Source organism: Actinacidiphila sp. bgisy160 (assembly GCF_057707815.1).
On sequence record NZ_JBYIQW010000011.1, the window covers coordinates 129,292 to 150,642 of the forward strand.

Here is a 21,351-nt window from a genome sequence, read left to right on the forward strand (position 1 = left end):
TCACCGGCCGGCGCAGCACCCCGCCGCCTCGGGCACCAGCCCGAGCGGCAGCCGGTCGCCGCCGAAGACCGCCGTCGTCGCCTCGTCCCCTCCCAGGGCGGCGACGGCGAGCAGCAGGGCCCCGGCCGTCCACGTGGTGCGTTCCCGGGGCCACACCGCGGGTCCGGTGCCGGCCTGCGCGTCGCCCTCGAAGACGTAACCGGTCCAGTACATGCCGTCCTCGGCGCGCAGGTGCCGGATCGCGGCCAGGATCTCCACCGCGCGGTCGGACTCGCCCATCGCCCACAGGGCGAGGGCTAGTTCGGCGCTCTCGCCCCCGGTCACCCAGGGATTGGGCACGACGCAGCGCACCCCGAGACCGGGCACGACGAACTCGTCCCAGCGGGACCGCATGCGCTCGCGGGCGGCCTCACCGCGCAGCACCCCGCCGAGGACCGGGTAGTACCAGTCCATGGAGTAGCGGTCCTTGTCCAGGAACCGCTCGGGGTGGTGGGCGACGGCGTGCCCGAGGGCGCCGGCGGCCAGCTCCCAGTCGGGCTGCGGGTCCTCGCGGTGCTCGGCGACGGCCAGCGCGCAGCGCAGCGCCTGGTACATCGACGAGCAGCCGGTCAGGAGCGCCTCCTGCGGGTACGTCCCGTCGTCCTCGCGCTTCCAGGCGATCTGGCCGCCGGGCAGCTGGAGTTCCAGGACGTACTCGACGGCCGCGTACAGCACCGGCCACATGCGCTCCAGGAAGGCGTCGTCGCCTGTGGAGAGGTAGTGGTGCCACACGCCGACGGCGATGTAGGCGCAGAAGTTGCTCTCCCGGCCCAGGTCGGTGGGCTCGCCCTCGTCTCCGTCCGCGTAGCCGTAGGCGGCGTACCAGGAGCCGTCCGGGTTCTGCCGGCGGGCGAGCCAGGTGTAGGCGGCCTCGGCGTGCTCGTGCTCGCCGGCGGCGTCCAGCGCCATGGCGGCCTCGACGTGGTCCCAGGGGTCCAGGTGGCCCCCCTCGAACCAGGGCACGGCGCCGTCGGGGCGCTGCACGGCGAGTATCCCGGAGACGGTCTGCGCGGCCTGCTCGGATGTCAGGACGCCGGGGAGGACGAGGTGTTCGGTCCGCCTCACGCGTCGACGCCCGCCTTCGGGGTGTGCGGCTTGGTGGCGTAGGCGACGAAGCTCTTGCCGATCAGCGGGTTGAGCGCGCTCTCGGCGAGCCGGGTGGCCAGCGGCTTCTTCATGATGTCCCAGACCAGCAGCTTGTGGTACAGCTTCACCGGCAGGGCCTTGTCGTTGTCGACGCCGACGGCGCACTTGATCCACCAGTACGGGGAGTGCAGCGCGTGCGCGTGGTGGCTGCCGTACGGCCGCAGGCCCGCCTCGCGGATCTTGCCCAGCAGCTGGTCGGCCCGGTAGATGCGGATGTGGCCGCCCTCGACCTCGTGGTACGCGTCGGACAGCGCCCAGCAGATCTTCTCCGGCCCGTAGCGCGGCACGGTGACCGCGATCAGCCCGCCGGGCTTCAGGACGCGCACCATCTCGGCGAGCACGCCCTTGTCGTCCGGGATGTGCTCCATGACCTCGGAGATGATGACGCGGTCGAAGCTGTCGTCGGGGAACGGCAGGCTCAGGGCGTCGCCCTCCACGGCCGTGGCCGTCGCGCCGGCCGGGGCCTCCCCGGCCTCCTTCATGGCGGCGAACCACTTGGCGACCTCGCGGATCTCGTCGCCGTTCCGGTCCAGGGCGACCACGTCCGCCCCGCGCCGGTAGCACTCGAAGGCGTGGCGGCCCGCACCGCAGCCCAGGTCGAGCACGCGGTCGCCCGGGGCGAGCGGGAAGCGGGAGAAGTCGACGGTCAGCACGTGGAGTCTGCTTTCGTCCGGGACGGTGACTGGACAGTGGGCCGCGGCCCCCCGGCGGCCTCGATCGCCGCGCGGTAGTGCTCGGCCGTGCCGATGGCGGCCCGCTCCCAGGTGAAGCGGGCCAGTACGCGTTCCCGGCCGGCCAGTCCGAGGCGGCGGCGCAGCTCGGAGTCGCTCAGCAGCCTGCCGAGCGCCGCGGCCAGCGCGCCCTGGTCCCCCGGCGGCACGGCCAGGCAGGTCTCCCCGTCCGGTCCGGCCACCTCGGGGATGGCACCCCCCGTGGTGGCGACCAGCGGGGTGCCCGTGGCCATGGCCTCGGCGGCCGGCAGCGAGAAGCCCTCGTACAGCGACGGCACGCAGGCCACCTGGGCGCTGCGCACCAGGTCGACCAGCTCCGCGTCGCTGATGCCCTTGACGAAGTCGACGGCGCCGCCCAGGCCGTAGCGCTCGATGGCGGCGGCCACCGGGCCGTCGTCGGCGCGCTTGCCGACGACGACGAGGTGCGCGTCGGGGTGCTCGGTGCGCAGCTTGGCCAGGCCTTCGACGAGGTGGACCAGGCCCTTGAGCGGCACGTCGGCGCTGGACGTGGTGACGATCCGGCCCGGCACCTCGGGCACCGACGGATCGGGCGAGAAAAGCCCGGTGTCGGCGCCGATGTGCACCACGTGCACGCGGTCCTCCCGCACCCCGAGGTGGTCGACGATCTCCTGGCGGGAGGTGCCGGAGACGGTCAGCACGGACGGCAGCCGGCGCGAGACCCGCTTCTGCATCCGGGTGAACCCGTACCAGCGGCGGACGGACGCGCGGCGCTTCCACCCCTGCGCGGCGTCGAGTTCGAGCTGCCGGTCGACGGTGATGGGGTGGTGGATGGTCGTCACCAGGGGCGCGCCGAGGGCGCGGGAGCCGCCGAGGAGGCCGTAGCCGAGGGTCTGGTTGTCGTGGATGACGTCGAAGGCCCCGCGCCGGGCGGCCAGGTGACGGCGGGCGCGCAGGCTGAACGTCAGCGGCTCCGGGAAGCCGCCGGTCCACATCGTGCCGACCTCGAGCGCGTCCACCCAGTCGCGGTACTCTCCGCGCTTCGGGGTGCGGAACGGGTCCGGCTGACGGTAGAGGTCCAGGCTCGGCAGCTCGGTGAGGCGTACCCCGTCACCGACCGCGTCGAGCACGGGGTAGGGCTGTGCGCCGATCACCTCGACGCTGTGGCCGAGGCGGGCGAGTTCCCTGGACAGATGGCGCACGTAGACGCCTTGGCCCCCGCAGAACGGGTTCCCCTTGTAGGTGAGCAGCGCGATCCGGAGCGGCCTGGCCTCTGCGGTCACTCACGGCCCCCTTCTCACTGCACTTCAGCGGGAGCGTAGCCGCCTGTGCCTTGCTAGAACAAGTTACAGAATCAGTTACTCAGGAGTTGGCCCGAGAGCACGAAGATACCGGTAGCCGTGCGGCCCGCCCTGGCCGGTCCGGGTGATTCCCGCCACGCCGCGGTGGCCGCGGTCGGCCCATCCGTCCTGCCCCCAGCCCCCGGCCGGGGACCCCTGTCCGGCGCGGCTGGTGACCGCCTCGCGCTGTGTGCGTCGGGGGTCGCTGCCGCGCCGGGGCACTCCCCCAGCCCCCGGCCGGGGGTGCCTTCACTGGCGCACCCCCGCCACCCCCTCCGTGTGTCGCCCCCCGGCTACCGCTGGGAGGTGTCACCCGCGTGGCGGTCCCCTCGGCCGGAGGCTGGGGAAGGCTGGGCCCACCGACGTGCACACGTGGGGGTACCTCCCAGCCGCCAGGCCGCGGAAGAACCCGTGTGCGCTCCGCACAGGTGCAGCGCCGCTGTGGGGCTGCGCCCACGCCGTCGGGCGGCCAACGGCCGGACGAGGTGGGGCTGCGGGAAGTCGTCCCTTCCCCGGCTGCCGCTGGGGGTGCCCCCACGCCCGCGGAGGACCGCCCGCCCCCACAACCATCCACCGGCCGCTGGTCGGGCAACCGACGAAGGCGGCTGGGGAGTTGGGGACCCCGGCCGAAGGCTGGGGGAGGGTGGGCGTTCTGGACGCTGACGCATATGTGTCGTGCGGCATCCGGGGCACGACGAAGACCGCCCGCGGCAGGCGCGGACAACCCGCACACGACAACCGGCCGGCGGCGCAGCCCGCAGTACGCTGGGGGCCCGTTCCGCAGGGCGCACAGATTCGGATGGGACAGATGACCGCAGCTCCTCAGCCGACGCCGTCCCCCGTGCCGCTCACCGAACGTCAGGAAGCCCGCCGCCGCCGTATCCTGCGCGCCAGCGCCGAGCTCGCCGTGCGGGGCGGCTTCGACGCCGTCCAGATGCGCGAGGTCGCCGAACAGTCGAACGTCGCGCTCGGCACCCTCTACCGGTACTTCCCGTCCAAGATCCACCTGCTCGTCGCCACCATGCACGACCAGCTGGAGCACCTCCACGGGACCCTGCGCAAGCGCCCGCCCTCCGCCGCCGCGCCGGCGGACCGCGTGGCGGAGACACTGATGCGCGCCTTCCGCGCGATGCAGCGCGAGCCTCACCTCGCGGACGCCATGGTGCGGGCGCTGACCTTCGCCGACCGTTCGGTCAGCCCGGAGGTGGACGCCGTGTCGCGGCTGACGACCGCGATCCTCCTGGACGCGATGCGGCTGGACGGGCCGCCCGGGCCGGAGCTGCTCTCCGCGGTGCGCGTCATCGAGCACACCTGGCACTCGGCCCTGGTGACCTGGCTGTCCGGGCGCGCCTCGATCGCCCAGGTGAAGATCGACATCGAGACCGTGTGCCGGCTGATCGACCTCACCGATCCGCGCCGCGCGAAGTCCTGACCCCTCCGGCCCGTTCCGGGGCGCGGCTCGGACCGGTCGCGTGCACCGCGGTGTGAGGCAGACCGCACAAGACCGGGGGCGGCACGGCAAGCGGTCCCGGCTAAGGTGTGCTCGACACACCAAGTCCAATCACGTCCGAGTGGGGGAAGCCGGTGCGAATCCGGCGCTGACCCGCAACCGTGAGCCGTCCCCGCCCGGGGAGGGCCCAGCCGGAACACCCGCGCGGACGGGAGCGGCTCTTCCGTCGAGGTACACGGAGCCGGAGCCCGGTGCCGTGAACGCGCGCCCGCATCCGTCTGCGCGACCGCTCACCCGAAAGGCACCATCCGATGCACCTGCGCCGCACCGCCGCGGCCGCCCTGGCCGCCTTCAGCACGCTCCTCATAGCCGCGTCGCCGTCGCCGTCGCCCTCGCCGTCGCACGCGGCGGCGCCCGCCGCGCTGTACGGGGACGCCGACCCGACGTACGACGGCGTGTGGCGCCAGTCGTACGCGCTGCTGGCGCTGCACGCGGCCGACACGGAACCGGCCGGGGACGCGGTGGAGTGGCTCGCCAAGCAGCAATGCGCGGACGGCGGCTTCGCCTCGTACCGTCCCGACCCCGCGGTGCCCTGCGACCCGAAGACCGAGGACACCAACGCCACCGCCATCGCCGTCCAGGCGCTCGCCGTCCACGGGCAGGACTTCGCCGTCAAGCGCGCCGCCGAGTGGCTCGCCAAGGTGCAGAACCGCGACGGCGGCTGGTCCTACAACCCCGGCGGCGCCTCCGACGCCGACTCCACCGGCGTCGTCGTCGGCGGCCTCAAGGCCGCCGGCACCGACGTCAAGTCCGTGACCACCGACGGCCGCTCGCCCTACGACGCGCTGCGCTCCCTCCAACTGGCCTGCGGCAAGAAGGACGGCGGCGCGTTCGCCTACCAGCCCGACGCCAAGTCCGGTGCCCTCGTGGCCAACGCCAAGGCCACCACCGACGCGGTGCGCGCCGTCGAGGGCGCGGGCTTCGTCGTCGAGGCCCCCGACCGCGACGTCCCCGTGCGCTCCGAGTGCGGCGGCAGCGCCTCCGACGCGGGCGCCGCCTGGCTCGGCGCCCGGCTCGCCGCCGGCGGCGGCCACTTCGACGCCGTCACCCCGGGCTCCGACCAGAAGACCCCCGACTTCGGCACCACCGCCGACGCCGTCATCGCCCTCGCCGCCGGCGGTCACCTCGACGCCGCCAAGGGCGCGTACAACTGGCTCGCCGCCAACTCCGCCGCCTGGGCCAAGGACAACCCCACCGCCCTCGCGCAGCTCGCCCTCGCCGCGTACGCCACCGGCAACCCGATGCGGGACCACGTGACGCGGCTCACCGCCCTCGGCCCGGTGGCGCAGCAGAAGCCCGATTCCTCGGGCGGCGGTTCGGTGTGGTGGATCGTCGGCGCGGGCCTGGTCGCCGGCATCGGCATCGGGGTGCTGCTCGCCGGCCGGAAGCACCGGCTGTGAGGCGGCCGCCCCTGGCGGCGGCGGCACTCCTCCTGGCCCTGGTGGCCGCCCTCGTCGCGACGCCCGCACACGCGGCCACCTATCGGTACTGGTCCTTCTGGCAGCGTGACGCCTCCACCGACGCCTGGACGTACGCCCGAACCGGGCCCTCCCTCAGCCGCCCGGACGACGGTGCCGTCGAGGGCTGGCGCTTCGGCGTCAGCCCTGACGCCGCCTCGGCCGCCCGCCCCCGCGGCACCGCCCGGTTCGCCACGATCTGCGACGGCACCCCGGCCCGCCGCGGCACCAAGCGCGTCGCCCTGCTGCTGGATTTCGGCACCGCCGCGGACGCCCCGGCCGCCCGTACCGCCTGCGCCCGGCTCCCCGAGGACGCCACCTCCGCCGACGCCCTGGCCGCCGTCGCGCCCCCGCTCCGCTACGACTCCGCGGGCCTGGTGTGCGCCATCGCCGGCTACCCCGCCAAGGGGTGCGGCGAGCAGGTCACCGACGACGCCGCCGCGCCCGACGCCTCAGCGCCCTCCCCAGGTCCCGCCCTCGGCACCTACGGCGCCGCCGCCGCCGTCCTCGTCGTCGCCGCGGCCGCCGCCTGGCAGGTCCGCCGCCGCCGGGGCGACCGCCCGTGACCACCGCTACGCCCCTGCCCTGGCCGTCGCGGGCCTTCCCCCTGCTTCCGCGGCCGCGAAAGCGCCCCCGCGACGACTCCGCCGCCTCGTCCCGCACCCCCCGCGCACCACGAACGGCCCTGGCAACCGCGGAACAGGGCACGCCCTTGCGGTCCTTCGCGCTACCGGCTCGGCTGCGCCCGCGCGAGCGCCGGGCCGCGATGCCGAGCCGCGAGGACTCCTTCGCCCCGGACGGGCGCACGACCGACGCCGCCCCCGCGGCACGACCGCGGCACGACCGCGCCAAGGGCCCCTTGCGCGGCGCCGACGAACCACGCACGGCCGATCCAACCGCCGCACGGCCCAAGCCCCCGGCCACGGTCCCCCCGGCCACCGCCCCCGGCTTCAGCACGAAACCGCGCAGGGCCAACCCGGCCGCCGCCGTGGCCCCGGCATCGGCGGCCCTCGCCTCGCCCGCCCGCCCGCGACCACGCACCCCGGACGGTTTGCCCGGCCCGGTCACCCACGGTTCCGGCGCGGCGGTCCGACCCCGGCGGCCCATCCCGCCCGCGGGCAGCGACACTCGCCCTCTCCGTCGCGGCACCGAACGCGGCGGCTCAGGCCGTTCGCGGGGCCTGCCGCGGCGGCCGGACCGGGGCGAGCAGGCCGGCGCGGCCTACCCGCGGCAGGCGGGCCGGGGGCGCGGGCCGCACGCGGGGGCGTGGTGGCTGTGGGCGCTGGGGCTCGCCACGGCCGCGTCGCGGACGACGAATCCGGCGCTGCTCGCGCTGCTCGCCGCCGTCGCCGGGTACGTCGTGGCGGTGTGCCGGGTGCCTGACACGCCGTGGTCCCGGTCGTACGCCGCGTTCCTCCGCCTGGGCCTGGTGGTCGTCGTCATCCGGCTCGCCTTCGCCGTCGTCCTGGGCTCCCCGGTCCCCGGTACGCACACCGTGCTGGCCCTCCCCGAAGTCCCGCTTCCCGACTGGGCGCAGGGCGTCCGGCTCGGCGGGCGGGTGACCGCCGAGGGGCTGTGGTTCGCCTTCCGCGAGGGCATGCGGCTGGCCACGCTCCTGGCGTGCCTCGGCGCCGCCAACGCCCTGGCCAACCCGGCCCGGCTGCTGAAGTCGCTGCCGGGCGCCCTCTACGAGGCGGGAGTCGCCGTGGTCGTCGCGATGACGTTCGCGCCGCACCTGGTCGCCGACGTCCGGCGGTTGCGGACGGCCCGCAGGCTGCGGGGCCGCCCGGAGAAGGGCGTACGGGCATTGCTCCAGGTCGGACTGCCCGTGCTCGAAGGCGCCCTGGAGCGTTCCGTCGCCCTCGCGGCCGCCATGGACGCCCGCGGCTACGGCCGCACCGCCGAGGTACCGCGCCGCGTGCGCCGGGCGACCGTCGCACTCACCCTCGGCGGGCTGCTCGGGCTGTGCGCGGGCACCTACGCGCTGCTGGCCGCCGCGGGCGCCGCGTACGGACTGCCCCTGTTGCTGGCCGGTGCCGCCGCCGCCGTCGCGGGGCTGCGGCTCGGCGGGCGGCGCTCGGTGCGCACCCGCTACCGCCCCGACCGCTGGGACGCGACCGCGTGGCTGATCACCGCCTCTGGCGTGGCCGTCGCCGCGCTGACGATCTGGGCCGCCGGGGCCTACCCCGGCGACCTGGACCCGCCCGTGGTGCCGCTGACCGCGCCGTCGCTGCCGCTGTGGCCCGGGGCCGCCGTCCTGCTGGGGCTGCTGCCCGCGCATCTGAAGGGAGCCCGCCCGTGATCCGCTTCGAGCAGGTCTCCGTCACGTACGACGGCGCCGCCGCGCCGGCCGTCGCCGGTGTCGACCTGACCGTCCCCGAGGGCGAACTCTGCCTGGTCGTCGGGCCCTCCGGCACCGGCAAGTCCACGCTCCTGGGCGCCGTCTCCGGTCTCGTGCCGCACTTCACCGGCGGCGTCCTCACCGGCCGGGTCACCGTCGCCGGGCACGACACGCGCGCCCACAAGCCGCGCGAGCTCGCCCATGTCGTCGGCACCGTGGGCCAGGACCCGCTCGCGCACTTCGTCACCGACACCGTCGAGGACGAACTCGCCTACGGCATGGAGTCGATCGGCCTCGCCCCCGACGTGATGCGCCGCCGCGTCGAGGAGACCCTCGACCTGCTCGGCCTCTCCGACCTGCGCGACCGCCCGATCGGCACCCTCTCCGGTGGGCAGCGGCAGCGCGTCGCGATCGGCTCCGTCCTCACCGTCCACCCGCGGGTGCTGGTGCTGGACGAACCGACGTCCGCGCTGGACCCCGCCGCGGCCGAGGAGGTGCTCGCGGTGCTGCAGCGGCTCGTCCACGACCTGGGGACGACCGTGCTGATGGCCGAGCACCGCCTGGAGCGGGTCGTGCAGTACGCCGACCAGGTCGTCCTCCTCCCGGGCGGGGACGCAGCCCCGGTCTCCGGGCCGCCCGCGGAAGTCATGGCGGTCTCGCCCGTCCGGCCGCCCGTCGTCGCGCTCGGCCGCCTCGCCGGCTGGTCGCCGCTGCCGCTGTCGGTGCGCGACGCCCGCCGTGCCGCCGCCCCGCTCCGCGAGCGCCTGGCCGGCCGTACCCCGCCCGCGCCGCTCTCGTCCGCCGCGGGAGAGCCCGTCGTGACCGTCACGGGGCTCACCGTGCGCCGCGGCCGTCTCGAGGCGCTGCGGGCGGTCGACCTGACCGTACGGCCCGGCGAGACCGTCGCCCTGATGGGCCGCAACGGCGCGGGCAAGTCCACCCTGCTGGCCACCCTGGCCGGCCTGCACGCGCCCACCTCGGGCAGCGTGACCGTAGGCGGCCTGGAGCCGTCGCGCACCAGGCCCGCCGAGCTGGTCCGCCGGGTGGGCCTCGTCCCGCAGGACCCCAGGGACCTGCTGTACGCCGACACCGTCGCCGCCGAGTGCGCCGCCGCCGACACCGACGCCCGCGCCACCCCGGGCACCTGCCGTGCCCTGGTCGGCGAACTGCTGCCCGGGGTCGCCGACGGCACGCACCCGCGCGACCTGTCCGAAGGTCAGCGCCTCGCCCTCGCCCTCGCCGTCGTGCTGGCCGCCCGGCCCCCGCTGATCCTGCTCGACGAACCGACCCGCGGCCTGGACTACGCCGCCAAGGCCCGGCTCGCCGCGCACCTGCGCGCCCTCGCGGCGGACGGCCACGCCGTCGTCCTCGCCACGCACGACGTCGAACTCGCCGCCGAACTCGCCCACCGCGTCGTCGTCCTCGCCGACGGCGACCTCGTCGCGGACGGCCCCACCGCCGACGTCGTCGTCTCCTCCCCCGCCTTCGCCCCGCAGGTGGCCAAGGTGCTCGGCCCACTGCCCTGGCTGACGGTCGGCCAGGTCGCGACAGCCCTGGCGGAAACGGCGGGGCCCGCGTGACCGCGCGTCCGCCGCGCGCGGTCCGGCTGGGCGGGCGGGCCGTCGTCGCCCTGACGCTCGTCTCCGTGATCGGCGTCGCCGCCTTCGGCTGGCCGCTGCTCGCCGACCCGGGCTCCGGTCTCGCCCACAGCAAGGACGCGCCCTGGCTGTTCGCGTTGCTGCTGCCGCTGCTGCTCGCCGTCGTCATGGCGACCATCGCCGACGACGAGGAGGGCCTGAGCGCCAAGTCCGTCGCCATGCTGGGCGTGCTGGCCGCCGCGGGGGCGGCCCTGCGTCCGCTCGGCGGCGGCACGGCGGGCATCGAGCCCATGTTCTTCCTCGTCGTGCTGGCCGGCCGGGTGCTCGGCCCCGGCTTCGGCTTCGCGCTGGGGGCGTTGACGATGTTCGCCTCGGCCCTGCTCACGGGCGGGGTCGGGCCGTGGATGCCGTTCCAGATGCTCTCGATGGGCTGGGTGGCGCTCGGCGCGGGCCTGCTCCCCGGCGCCGGCCGGCTGCGCGGCCGGGGCGAGCTCGTCCTCCTCGCCGGCTACGGGGCGGTGTCCTCGGTCGCGTACGGAACGATCATGAACCTGCAGGGCTGGCCGTACCTCGGCGGCCTGTCCTCCGGGGTCTCCTTCGTGCCGGGCGACCCGCTCCCGGACAACCTCGCCCGTTTCGCCGCGTACTGCCTGGCCACCTCGCTCGGCTGGGACGTGCCGCGCGCCGTGCTGACCGCCGTCCTGGTCCTCACCCTCGGCCCGTTCGTGCTGCGCGCCCTGCGCCGGGCCACCCGGCGCGCCGCGTTCGGCGCGCCGGTGGCTTTCGGGGACGGCGCCGCGCGCCCGCCCCACGTACCGCCTCAGTCGCGCTGACGTGCCGGCGCCGCGAACCAGCGCGCGACGCGGGGCGCCGAGCGCAGGAACGCGCCGAAGTGGTCGGTGTCGCCGGCGTCGGCCAGCACCGCCCTCACGTCGTGCGCGGCGAGGTCGTCGCGGCAGCTCTCGCTGTTCCCGATGGGCACGTCGCGGTCACCGCTCGCGGTGTACAGCCGCACCGGCACGTCCGGCCGCCAGTCGCAGGTGCCGTCGGCCTGCGCCATGGCCCGGCGCAGCGCTCCGGTGGGGTGCCGCATCCGGTGCGTGAAGCGGTCCGTGAGCAGTTCGTCCACCGACCCGGGCAGCTGCCGCAGAACGTCCTCGTCCTCGTGCTCCCCGTCGAACAGCCCCTCCACGACGCGGTCGTAGGGCGCGCGGAAGGCCTCGGAAGGGGAACCGTAGAGCGGGTGCAGCCGGTTCTGCGCAACCAGGAAGTACGCCGTGTAGAAGACCCCGCTGTAGCCCTGCACCCGGCCGTCGAACAGTGCCGGGACCTCCGTCCCCGACACGTCGTACGGTCCGCTGACCGGGGCCAGCGCCCGCAGGACGAAGTGCCGGTCGGCGCCCTGGTGGAGCGCGCGGCCGAGCGCCATCGCGACCTGGCCGCCCTGCGAGAAGCCGGTGGCGAGCACGTCACCTGTGAGCGGCCGGTCCAGCCGCGCGGCGGCGGTGCGTGCGGCCCGCAGCATGTCGACGGACGCCGTGACCGCGGAGCGGGTGTCCATGTACGGGTGAGTGCCGGGACCGCCACCGAGGCCCAGGTAGTCGGGCGAGACGACCGCCCGGCCACCGGACGCGTACAGGTAGGCGGCGCTACGGGCCCAGCCGTCGGCGGCCGAGGGCGCGTCGTGGCGGTAGGCGAGCGTGCCGTGGGTGTCGGAGACGACGGCGAGCCGGTGCGGCCCGCCGCGGGGCAGCGTGAACAGCCCGGTGGCGGTGGTCGGCGTGCCCTGCGGAGTGACCGTGCGGTACGTGAGCCGGTAGGCCGTCACCCCGTACCGGACGGTGTCGCCGGGCAGGCCCGCGCCGGCGAGAAGGCGTGACAGCGCGGCGCGGTCGTGGGTTGCCAGCGGGGTCACGGAGAGCAGGTGCCCGCGGTCCGCCGGTGCGGGGGCCCATGTGGCGGAGGCTGCGGCGGCGGGCGGGCGAGGGGCGGCCACGGCCGCCACCGGCCCCGCGACCGCGCCGATGGCGACGGCCGTCGAGAGGACGGTGGCGGCGCCCGCGAGCGCCCTCCGCCGCGCTCGCGGAGGACGCCGGTGTGTGGTGTGGAATGTCATGCGCCCATGCTCGGCGCCCACGCCCGCCGCCCGGAATGCGGTGGGCCCCCGGGCGTACCCGGGGGTTGTCCACATCCCGCCGGTGTGCATCACGTTCAGCGCGAACTCCGCTTCCGCGCGCTCCAGTTCGTGCAGCGCTGTGGTGATCGGACGGGCCCCGATGGCCCCCACGGGGCGGCCGGGGGCGATCGCGCCGCCGTCGACGTCGACCTTCTCCAGGTCCTGGTCGAAGACATGGGCCCAGGCAGGGTTTCGCGCAGCTCTCGTCACGGTCGACCAGCCGCCACATGCCTGGCCGGCCAGCTGCCCCTCCTTCGTCGTGGGCACCTGCGCGGCGAAGGTCTCCCGCTTGAAGCGCCCCTCGGCCCAGGCCCGCCCGGCCCGCTCCCGCGAGACCAGCCCGAGCGGGGCGACGTATTCCCGGGTCGGCCCGCGGCGCCGGGCGAGGCGCTCGGCGGCCTCGAACCGGTTGGGCGGGCCACGTTCCACTCGTCGCCGCTGCCGAGCGGCTCCCGTGACATGGCCTCGACGCCGTAGCCGGTGCCGATCAGCGGCCGCGATCGTGTTGGCGATCACCGATCAGCGGTCCTCCGCGCCGAGCGCCCCCGCACCGCCGCCGACGAGATCGTCCGCTGGGCTACCCCGTCACCTCCTTCCAGCGCGCCGCCACCCACGCACGACACCGAGCTCGGAGGCGCCGAGATCCGTGAGGGCGAACCACGACCCCGAGGTTTTCACCGCCCCGGCACCTTCGACATCACCCGCGCCACCCTCCCCGTCATCCGCCTCGCCGGCGAACCCCCGCCGCCTCCGCTCCCCCTGGCTCAACGGCGTGAAGGAACTCCGCCGCGTGCCCTATGCCTGACCCCGAGCGTGCGTTTGCTGGTCACGGGGTATGGCAGGGTAAGGTGTGCTTTCGCGTGTCCAGCGGGCGTGTAGCTCAGCGGTAGAGCGCTGCCCTTACAAGGCAGATGTCGGCGGTTCGAAACCGTCCACGCCCACCAGCCCCAGCGCATGGCAAAGGCCCAGGTCGTCCGGTATGAGTCCGGAAACCTGGGCCTTGATCTTTTGCCGTCCGTGAGGGCCGCCGTGCCACTCACGTGCCAGATGGATCGGCGTCGGGCCCCTTCACCCGCCGGATCTGGTCGTCCACGTGCCCCGCGATCTCGTGGTCGCGGCCGTTGACGAGGTGCTGGTAGATCAGGGCGGCCCGCACCGAGGAGTGCCCCATGCGGTGCATCAGCTCCCGCGTGGAGGCCCCGCCCGTCGCAGCCAGGGTGTTGCCGGTGTGCCGCAGATCGTGGAAATGGACGTCCCCGAGGCCGGCCGTGCCAATGGCCCGCAGCCAGATCCGCCGGAAGTTGTTCCGCCGCAGCACTCCCCCGCGCGGCCCGACGAAGACCCGACCTGTGCGGCCCGGCTCGGAGTAGTCGGCGAGATGCGCCGCCAGCTCCGCAGTGAGCGAGGCGGGGAACGCCACGGTGCGCACGCCGGCCGCGGACTTGGGAGCCTGACCGTGAGCCCGTCCGACCGGGTCTCGGCAACCGACCGGCGGACCGAGATGGTGCGGCGTTCCAGGTCCACGTCCCAGCGCTGGAGACCGGCCAGCTCCCCGAAGCGCAGCGCCGTAAAGGACGCCAGCAGGATCATCACCCGGTAGCGCGCGGGTACGGCGTCCGCGAGCCGGAAGACTTCCGCCACCGACAGGAACGGTCGCTCGGCACTCGGTGCGGTGGCGCCACCCTTGATGCGGCACGGATTGCGCTGGACCAGGCCGTCGTCCACAGCGGTGTTCATGATGGCGCGGAGGATCTGATACGCCTTGGCGACGGTCGCCGCACCTACGCCCTGGTCAAGGAGGGTCGTCCGCCAACGCCGCACCTGCGGGGTGGTGATGTCCCGGAGCGGCACCGCGCGGAGGTCGGCAGGATGTGCAATTTCAGCGCGCTGCCGTTCCGTTCGCGGGTGGTGGCCGCGTAGTCCCGATCCTTGAACCAGCTCTCGGCGTACTCACCGAACGCGATCTTGAGGTCGGGGTTCTGCCAGTCGCCGTCAAGGATCTTGGCCTCTTGCTTCACAAGCCAGCGGTCCGCATCGGTCTGACTGGCGAAGGTCTTGTCCGCCGTCCGCATCAGCCCATCCGGGCCCCGATAGCGCGCCTGGAAACGCCCCGAAGGCAGCTTCCGCACCGACCCGAAGCGACGACGGCGCCCCTTGGAGTTCGCCATCAGGCCACCGCCTTCAGCCGCGCCGTGGCGCTCGTGACCGGCTGGACCGTGTGGTCCGCGATGAAGGCTTCGACCGCGCTCTCGGGGATGCGGACATGGCGGCCGACCTTGACGAACGTTATGCGGCGCTCGGCGATCAGGCGGCGCGGGAAGCGCACCGAGGTGCCGAGCATCTCGGCCACCTGGTCCACGCTGAGGTATCGCTCCTTCATGCTGGGGCTCCTTCCATGGTCAGTTGGTCTCGCAGGGCTTCGCGGGCGGTTTCGCGGTTGAGCTGGAGGTCCCGGGCGGACTCGCGCGATGCCATCCGACGAACCGACCTTACGTAGCCCAGGACCTGGCCGCTGCACGCGACCGTCAAGGGCCTACGGTGTTCGACTGGCTCGTCGAGATCTTCGAAGACGGAGCCCCAGGCTGCCTGAGACTCCAGTAGCCAGGTGGTCGGCGAGGCCAGACAGAGCCGGACTGCCCGAGCGCGGTAAGACTTTCTCTCCTTCATCAAGGCGCTCCCGCCGCGCAGAGCGCGGCGGCGCGCGGCCCGGCGCCTCGGGCCGACGCTCCAGTCTTCGCCCCGCTCCGGCCCGGCCGCCGGCCGCCCGCCAGACGGCGAGGTGTTGTTGAGGAGAAACCCGCTGTGGCTGAGGCGGTCGGCTCCACGGCTTTACCCACCTCCCCGGTCCGGGACCCGCGCCGAGCACGACCAGGGGACCACTCGGACACATTGCGGGCAGGGACAAGCCTGCCCGAGTTACCGACCAGCGTACGGCCCCCTGATCATGCCCGGCCCCAGCCCAGGCAGGCCACCGGCCAAACCCGCTCCGCCAACCAATGAGCGCTGCCGCTTTACAAGTCTGCTGGACGTTGAGGATTCCGTCGGCGCCTCGACGACTGCAGTTTCGCTGAGAAAACGTCATTCAGTTCGACGCGCTCCGCAGGATCGCGTTGCTGCCGCACCCCACGAGGACGAGGGCGGCTGCTATCCACAGTGCTGCGAATCGACGCATTTCTTTACCGAGGTTCGGGCGGGTTCGACCACCGAGGATTTGGACCGGTCGCCCACCGTGGACTGTCTTCCGTTCAGCGCCAGGTCCTTCAGGGCCAGCCGTTCAGCCCTTGTCTCTGTTCGTCGTGAGACTCAGGCATCGTTCGAAGGTTTTTCACCCGCGGGCTCTTTCGGCACGCGGAGTTGTCGCGTGAACTTCAACTGGCCGGCCTTTCGAAGCTGAAACATTGCCGAAGTCCATGCGACGGCGAGCAGAAAGGCAGCGGTTTCGATGAACTGATGTGCGTAATCGCCGAATTCGACACGCAGTTCCACGTAGAAGCCAATGAAGAGGAAAGCCACAAAGGCTTGCACAGCGGAAAACAAGATGAGCTTTGGCACGCTACCTCCTATAAATCCCACGGTTCAGCGGGGCCGCCACCTGTGGGAGCCCCGGTTGAATTCGGTTGAGCTCCGGCCAGGCGACCAACCCGGTCGCCTGGCCGGAGCCATCTATTTCCTTAGGTACGTCAGGCTGCTAGGCCGTGGGCAGCACTCAACAACTCCGGTACCAATGGTAGATCTTGGGATACCACCAGAGGCCACGGAACTTCCATGCCGAATACACGCCGAGGCACTTATTCCTCTTTACGGCCCTCTTTGCCATCCAGATGACCCACGTTGCGTAGCCAGCCATCAAGGCTGCCACTGCGGCCCCGTACTGGCCTCCAGCCCAGCTCAACGCGAAGCCGAAGACGACGCTCCAGAAGCCGACCGCGTAGGGCCCTTCGTCCGCCAGCCAGTTGGTGGCCCACTTGTTGAAGTAGACCCGGACGGCGGCGCCCATGTGCCAGCCAGCCGACTGGCACCAGCAGCTCTTCCAGAACCCCCACAGGTGCCATTGGACCTTGCCGAAGTAGCGATACAGCGTGGTCCACTTGTGCCACTTACCGTTGAGGTCCTCCTTGTTCACCGGATCGGCGGCCGAATAGTCGTAGGCGTTGGCACTGCCCCCGGGGACCGGGTCGATCGAGAGGAAGCGGCCCAGGGTCGGATCGTACAGCCGTACGCCCATGAGAATGGCTCCGGTGAGAGTGTCGCTGGAGCGCTGCTTCCCGCCGAGCCAGCCATAGCGGGTTGTCGGGCTGCCCGGTGCTGTGTTGCCGTACTCGTCCGCACGGAGCACGACCGGGTTCTGGGTGATGTCCACCGGCAGTTGGACGCTGACGTCTCCGTGGATGTTGCTCAGCTGGAGCACCGTGTCGCCGGTGGCGGATGTGGTGGCTTCCATGTTGCCCGTCAGCCCTTGGACGTTGCGGGCGATGACACCGCCCGGGTCCAGGGTGATCCACGACGGGCTGTCACCGTCGTCGCCGTAGTGGCTGGTGCTGTGGCTGGTCTGGCTCCAGGTGCCGCCGGTGTCCTGCGTCTCTGTAGCGGAGGCAGCGAGGCGTTGGGCGGCGTCCAGGTCCCAGGTCTGGCGCGTGGTGCCTATGGTCTGTCGGCGCACCAGGTCGTTGGCGTAGTAGTCGATCGTGGCGCCGTTGGCCTGGGTCGTGGTGCGGCCGAAGGCGTCGTAGGTGACACCGCCGGCGATGAGCCGGTCGGCGCTGTCGTATGTGGCGGTGACCGTCGTGGCTCCGGTGTCGGTGCACCCTGCCGCGGGCGCGCTGACCGAGGTCGCGAGCGAGGTGCGGTTGGTGTTGCCGTCGAAGGTGTAGGCGCGTCGGGTGCAGGTTCCGTCGGCTGCGGTGTCGTCGGTGCGGATGAGACGGCCTGGATTGTCGTAGGTGTAGTCCTGTGCCGTGGTGTCGCCGGCGGTTCCGGTGTGGTGAACGATCCGGCCGTGAATGGAGTAGTCGACGGTGTCGGCGAGGACGATCGTGCTGTCGCTGTCCCGTGTGTAGATCGCCGAGGTCTCGGCGCCGGCGGTGTCCGCGTCGACGGTGAGGGTGTAGCCGCCGGGCAGGTGCTCAACGGCGAGGTTGCCTTCGGTGTCGTAAGAGGCGCTGAAGGTTCCGGCGACCGAGTCAGTGATCGAGGTGGCCAGGCCGCGTGGGTCCTTGGTTGTGTCGTAGGTGTAGGTGGTGGTGGACGGAACGGAGTCGGTGGTCTTCACCGACCGGTCCAGGAGGTCGTACTCGGTTGTGGTGGTGTTCCCGGCGCCGTCGTTGTAGCTGATCAGGCGGCCGAGCTTGTCGTAGCTGGTGGCGATGGTCTGGCCATTGCTGGTGACCGTAGCGGTCTGACCGCTGTCGGGGTTGTAGGTGGTAGTCGTCTGGGAGACCGCAGTGCCCACCCCGCCGGTCATGCTGACGTTCGTGATCCTGCCGGCGACGTCGGTGGTCGTCGTAGTGGTGCGAGTCACGCCATTGGCGGTCTCCGTCACCTTCGACGGCTGGCCCCAGAAGTCGTACTCAATTGTCCTCGTGGGCAGTTGGGTGGGGTTGGTACCGGCGCCGGTGATGCCACCGCCTGGTCCCGTGGAGCACACCAGGCCCGCCCACTCCGGCCTGCCGTTGCACGCGCCGGTGCCCGTTGCCGACCAGTAGGTGGTGACCGTCGTGCCCGCGTCGGCGCCGGTCGACTTCGGCAGGGTGGTCTTGCTCACCCGGCCTTGGGCGTCGTAGACCGTGGTCTTGGTGAGGTTCTTGCCGCCGGCATCCTCGATTGTGCTGGTGGTCTGACCCTTGACCCAGTCGTAAGTGGTCTTGTTGGCCACCGTGTCCGCATCGACCGGGTAGCCGTCGACATGCGCCCCAACGGTGACCGTAGTGGGCATGTCCTGGATCGTGGCAGAGCCGTCCGTCGGGCGACCCTCGTCGTAGGTGGTGACGCTGTGCCGTCGTGCGGCCACCTGCGTGCCCGCCGGCAGGCTGGTACCGCCCGTGCCAGCCTGTAGGGTGCTCGTCAGCGTGACAAGGTGCAGGGGCTCGTACACATCCAGCTCTCGCGCCCCGTCACTGGAGTAGTTGTGGAGGGTGGACAGCGCCTGAGCGCGCTCAGCGGTCGACACATCGCTGATTCCCAGGCGGACCAGGGTGTCCAGTTGCTGGCCGCTAGTGGCCAGCGCCAACTCTCGATTTGTCGCGGTCAGTTCGCGAACAGTGGCGCCACGGTTGTCATACTCGGTTACGGAGATGTGCCCGCCCGGGGTGGCGGTGTTCACCTCCCGGCCCGAGGCGTCTGCGTAACTGATCCCGGCGCGCGTGTAGTCGGCCGCAGTCAGCGCCTGGCCGTCGTGCGAGACGGGAACGGCATCCGGCGGGAACACCGCGGTGGCGTCGGTCGGCACATCGCTCTGCCCCCAGGCAGCGACGTCGGATGTGCCCATCGCGTACGGCGCCCTGGTGCCGGTGAGCGGCACGTCGTAGACCAGGCTGGTGGCCGCGGTGCCCTCCGAGACGTCCGCGGTGCCCTGCCTCAGGCCGGGCCGCGAGGCCGCCAGCAGCATGCCGTCACCGGCCGTGGCGGCGTTGCCGGCCCGACCGTACGTGAAGGTCCACGACAGCTGTCCGGGGTCGGTGAGCTGCGTGACCCGGCCAGCGGTGTCGTAGCTGTAGTCAGTGAACAGTGACGGAACGATCTGCGGATTCCACACCCGACGCAGATGCTTGGCATCGTCGTACAGGTACATCTGCATCGACTTCGACGTCGCCGCCGATGCGCCCGGCTCCGTGGCCCACAGGCGGATCTCCTTGACCTGCCCGGCCACATCCCCGAACGCGTTGGGCGTGGCGGTGGTGGCGGTGGCGTAGACGAACTCCAGCAGGCGGCAGCCCTTGGCGGACGGCGTGGCCGCGCAGGTGTCCGCGGACACCGCCGAGGTCGGGGCGATCACGTACTTCGGGCGGGCCAGGGTCTGGCTGCCGGAGACCACCTTCTCGGACACCACCGTGGTGGTGGAGTTCGCCGCAGACAGATAACTGGTGGCCACCTGCCATGTGGTGGCGGCGGGGTCGACCTTGACGAACGTGGTGGTCGTGCTGGCGGTGTCCTTCAGCGTGAACGACCCGGTCAGCGAACCGATGAGTGTAAGGGCCTCCGAACCTGGCTCCGGCTGCCAGCCACCGCCGCTGGTGGCGGTGAACCCGGTGCCAGCGCCGTGGGAGTCGATCAGTTCGACCGAGGTGGCCGACGTCTGGCGGATGTCGCTCCAGTCGGAACCGGAGGTGTCCGCGGTGATGCCCGATATCCAGTCGGGGCCGAAGATGGCCGCCTGCCCGTTGGTGTCCTCGCTCATTGCGCTCTGCCGCGAGGAGGTGGTGCGGTCCACCGACAGGCCGAACGCGGAGGCGTCGGGGGCGGAGAAGGTGAAGTCACCGGTGAGCATGTTCACCTCACCCGGCCCCACTTCCTGCGTGGGTGCGTCGCCGGCCTGGCGGTCCACCGTCACCGTCACCAGCTGCGAGTAGCCGGTGGTGGTGCCATCGGTGAAGACGGCATGGATGTCGATCGGGCCGTCCTCGGGCAGGCTGGTGGTGATGTTCCACGTGAGCGCCGGGGGCGCGCCGTTGGGTGCGGCCACGGGCCACGCGGTGACGGGGCTGCCGTCGGCGCTCTTGGACACGTCAGCCAACGGCACGGTGTGCCAGGAATCGGTCTCGCCGCGCCGGTACTGGTACGTCACACCGGTGTAGGTGGTCTTGCCGGTGGCGGACAGGGCGACGCGCCGGGCGGGTCGGGCGCCGTCGCCGGGCGAGAGGATGGCCGCGCCGTCGGTGCCGACACCGAAGGAGTACTTGGTGACGGTGGTGGACAGGTTGCCGCCGGAGTCGATGGTCTGGGCGTAGAGGGTGTGCCAGCCGTCGGCGGGGGTGATGGAGATCGTGAGTGGGTCGCCGCCGGTGCCGTTGGTGGTGTCGTCGACGCGCTTGGGCAGGGACGGGTCGTCCAGGCCCCACTTGAAGCCCTGGCCGTCGGTGGCGGTGGTGTCCAGGGTGCAGGTCACCGCCCCCGGGGCCTTGGCCGTCCAGGTGTTCTGCCCGTAGGTGTCACACACCACAGTCGGCGCGGCGGGCAGGGCGGTGTTCAGCACGAAGTTCGTGTAGCCGGACCAGGTGCCGTAGTCGGTGCCGTCATAGGCCCGCACCCGGTAGCGCAGGTGCGTGCCAGCGGGGAAGGCCGAGGCCGACGGGATGGCCAACGTGGAGGTCGAGCCGGACGCGACCGTCTTGCCGTACGCGGTGTAGGTGTAGGTGGTGTCGGCGTTGGTCGGGTTCGGGGTGATCTCGAACTGGGCCTGGGCGTTGCCGCCGTCGGCGTCGGTGACCTTCGCCGACAGGGTCGGGGTCAGCGAGGTGACGTACCGGCTGCCGTTGTAGGCGTTGACCACGCTGGGCTGGATCGCCGCGGAGGCGGTGGTGGCGTAGGAGTTGTAGGTGACCGTCAGGTGCGGCTCGGTGGCTCCGTCGACGCCGGAGTTGTAGTTCGCCGAGCGGAAGCGCCGCCAGGTCAGCGTGTCGTTCTCATCCGCCGACCGCAACTGCAGGCCGTAGTTGGCCGAGCCGTCGGCCCAGGCCTGCACGATGGCGTCGATGTCGAAGTTCATCGTGCCACCCGGGCAAGCAGAATCGTCCCAGCCCAGAGCAGCCTTGTTGGTCACCGCGCCCGTGGTCGTGGTCGACGGCTGCGCACCCCACGTCACCGTCGAGGACGACCAGGTGCTGGTGATCCGGCGGACCTGAGTGCCGGCACCGGCGGTGGAACAGGTCGAGGAGTAGTACGAGTACAGGGCAAGGTTGGTGTCGGTGATGTGCTTGCCCTTGAACTTCGCCACATCGAACATCAGTAGCTGTTGTCGTTCCGATCTTGAGGGGTGGGTATCGAACGGGAGTCTCGATTGGGTGGTGGCGGGGTGCTCGGCGCATACGAGTAGGGCCTCCTGAACAGCTCGTTGGTGTCT

Annotated in this window: 13 protein-coding genes, 1 tRNA gene, 2 pseudogenes and 1 riboswitch; of the genes and pseudogenes, 7 read left to right on the forward strand and 9 right to left on the reverse strand. The window is 72.5% G+C overall.

What is annotated here, in order from left to right:
- From AC3EUJ_RS12740 to AC3EUJ_RS12750, 3 genes are read right to left on the reverse strand one after another with little or no spacing between them, the layout of a single operon-like run.
- Complete coding sequence (locus AC3EUJ_RS12740) at nucleotides 1–1,104, reverse strand: prenyltransferase/squalene oxidase repeat-containing protein (RefSeq protein ID WP_431961228.1); 1,104 nt, start codon at nucleotides 1,102–1,104, stop codon at nucleotides 1–3.
- Nucleotides 1,101–1,838 carry a class I SAM-dependent methyltransferase gene (locus AC3EUJ_RS12745; protein WP_431961229.1) on the reverse strand — a complete coding sequence of 246 codons (738 nt, stop codon included), beginning with the start codon at nucleotides 1,836–1,838 and terminating at the stop codon, nucleotides 1,101–1,103. Before AC3EUJ_RS12745 ends, AC3EUJ_RS12740 begins: the two co-directional genes overlap by 4 nt.
- The gene (locus AC3EUJ_RS12750; protein WP_431961230.1) at nucleotides 1,832–3,157 is read right to left on the reverse strand and encodes a glycosyltransferase family 4 protein; all 1,326 of its coding nucleotides are present in this window, start codon (nucleotides 3,155–3,157) and stop codon (nucleotides 1,832–1,834) included. Before AC3EUJ_RS12750 ends, AC3EUJ_RS12745 begins: the two co-directional genes overlap by 7 nt.
- Nucleotides 3,158–4,013: 856 nt before the next feature.
- Here AC3EUJ_RS12750 and AC3EUJ_RS12755 point away from each other — a divergent pair.
- The 6 genes from AC3EUJ_RS12755 (at nucleotide 4,014) to AC3EUJ_RS12780 (ending at nucleotide 10,953) form a co-directional block, all read left to right on the forward strand.
- Nucleotides 4,014–4,646: a TetR family transcriptional regulator gene (locus AC3EUJ_RS12755; protein ID WP_431961231.1), complete on the forward strand. Its 633-nt coding sequence runs from the start codon at nucleotides 4,014–4,016 to the stop codon at nucleotides 4,644–4,646.
- Between the two features lie 143 nt (nucleotides 4,647–4,789).
- Nucleotides 4,790–4,865, forward strand: a riboswitch (cobalamin riboswitch).
- 110 nt (nucleotides 4,866–4,975) lie between these two features.
- Nucleotides 4,976–6,124 (forward strand): SCO2321 family membrane protein, encoded by a 1,149-nt coding sequence (locus tag AC3EUJ_RS12760; RefSeq protein ID WP_431961232.1) that lies wholly within the window; start codon nucleotides 4,976–4,978, stop codon nucleotides 6,122–6,124.
- Nucleotides 6,121–6,747: an SCO2322 family protein gene (locus AC3EUJ_RS12765; RefSeq protein WP_431961233.1), complete on the forward strand. Its 627-nt coding sequence runs from the start codon at nucleotides 6,121–6,123 to the stop codon at nucleotides 6,745–6,747. The genes AC3EUJ_RS12760 and AC3EUJ_RS12765 overlap by 4 nt, the downstream gene beginning before the upstream one ends.
- A 614-nt stretch (nucleotides 6,748–7,361) precedes the next feature.
- Nucleotides 7,362–8,483, forward strand: coding sequence for a CbiQ family ECF transporter T component (locus AC3EUJ_RS12770; protein WP_431961246.1), 1,122 nt, complete (start codon nucleotides 7,362–7,364; stop codon nucleotides 8,481–8,483).
- Nucleotides 8,480–10,102 carry an ABC transporter ATP-binding protein gene (locus AC3EUJ_RS12775; protein WP_431961234.1) on the forward strand — a complete coding sequence of 541 codons (1,623 nt, stop codon included), beginning with the start codon at nucleotides 8,480–8,482 and terminating at the stop codon, nucleotides 10,100–10,102. The genes AC3EUJ_RS12770 and AC3EUJ_RS12775 overlap by 4 nt, the downstream gene beginning before the upstream one ends.
- Complete coding sequence (locus AC3EUJ_RS12780) at nucleotides 10,099–10,953, forward strand: ECF transporter S component (protein WP_431961235.1); 855 nt, start codon at nucleotides 10,099–10,101, stop codon at nucleotides 10,951–10,953. Before AC3EUJ_RS12775 ends, AC3EUJ_RS12780 begins: the two co-directional genes overlap by 4 nt.
- Here AC3EUJ_RS12780 and AC3EUJ_RS12785 read toward each other — a convergent pair.
- Both AC3EUJ_RS12785 and AC3EUJ_RS12790 read right to left on the reverse strand, forming a co-directional pair.
- Nucleotides 10,941–12,236 (reverse strand): alpha/beta hydrolase, encoded by a 1,296-nt coding sequence (locus AC3EUJ_RS12785; protein WP_431961247.1) that lies wholly within the window; start codon nucleotides 12,234–12,236, stop codon nucleotides 10,941–10,943. The genes AC3EUJ_RS12780 and AC3EUJ_RS12785 overlap by 13 nt on opposite strands.
- A gap of 63 nt (nucleotides 12,237–12,299) precedes the next feature.
- Nucleotides 12,300–12,784: pseudogene (locus AC3EUJ_RS12790) on the reverse strand (steroid 3-ketoacyl-CoA thiolase); the annotation flags it as partial.
- 381 nt (nucleotides 12,785–13,165) lie between these two features.
- Here AC3EUJ_RS12790 and AC3EUJ_RS12795 point away from each other — a divergent pair.
- A tRNA-Val gene (locus AC3EUJ_RS12795) sits at nucleotides 13,166–13,240 on the forward strand.
- A 92-nt stretch (nucleotides 13,241–13,332) separates the two neighbouring features.
- Here the strand turns inward: AC3EUJ_RS12795 and AC3EUJ_RS12800 are convergent.
- The 4 genes and pseudogenes from AC3EUJ_RS12800 to AC3EUJ_RS12815 all read right to left on the reverse strand — a co-directional run.
- Nucleotides 13,333–14,464: pseudogene (locus AC3EUJ_RS12800) on the reverse strand (tyrosine-type recombinase/integrase).
- Nucleotides 14,464–14,676 (reverse strand): helix-turn-helix domain-containing protein, encoded by a 213-nt coding sequence (locus tag AC3EUJ_RS12805; protein WP_431961238.1) that lies wholly within the window; start codon nucleotides 14,674–14,676, stop codon nucleotides 14,464–14,466. Before AC3EUJ_RS12805 ends, AC3EUJ_RS12800 begins: the two are co-directional and overlap by 1 nt.
- Before the next feature lie 923 nt (nucleotides 14,677–15,599).
- The gene (locus AC3EUJ_RS12810) at nucleotides 15,600–15,848 is read right to left on the reverse strand and encodes a hypothetical protein (RefSeq protein WP_431961239.1); all 249 of its coding nucleotides are present in this window, start codon (nucleotides 15,846–15,848) and stop codon (nucleotides 15,600–15,602) included.
- A 154-nt stretch (nucleotides 15,849–16,002) separates the two neighbouring features.
- The coding region (locus AC3EUJ_RS12815) for a DNRLRE domain-containing protein (RefSeq protein WP_431961240.1) at nucleotides 16,003–21,351 on the reverse strand (5,349 nt) is incomplete at its 5' end.

What these genes read in the sequence shown, in the direction of transcription:
- AC3EUJ_RS12785 (WP_431961247.1), bottom strand. Translation starts at nt 12,236, where the DNA reads ATGACATTCCACACCACACACCGGCGTCCTCCGCGAGCGCGGCGGAGG.
- AC3EUJ_RS12755 (WP_431961231.1), top strand. Translation starts at nt 4,014, where the DNA reads ATGGGACAGATGACCGCAGCTCCTCAGCCGACGCCGTCCCCCGTGCCG.
- AC3EUJ_RS12805 (WP_431961238.1), bottom strand. Translation starts at nt 14,676, where the DNA reads ATGAAGGAGCGATACCTCAGCGTGGACCAGGTGGCCGAGATGCTCGGC.
- AC3EUJ_RS12760 (WP_431961232.1), top strand. Translation starts at nt 4,976, where the DNA reads ATGCACCTGCGCCGCACCGCCGCGGCCGCCCTGGCCGCCTTCAGCACG.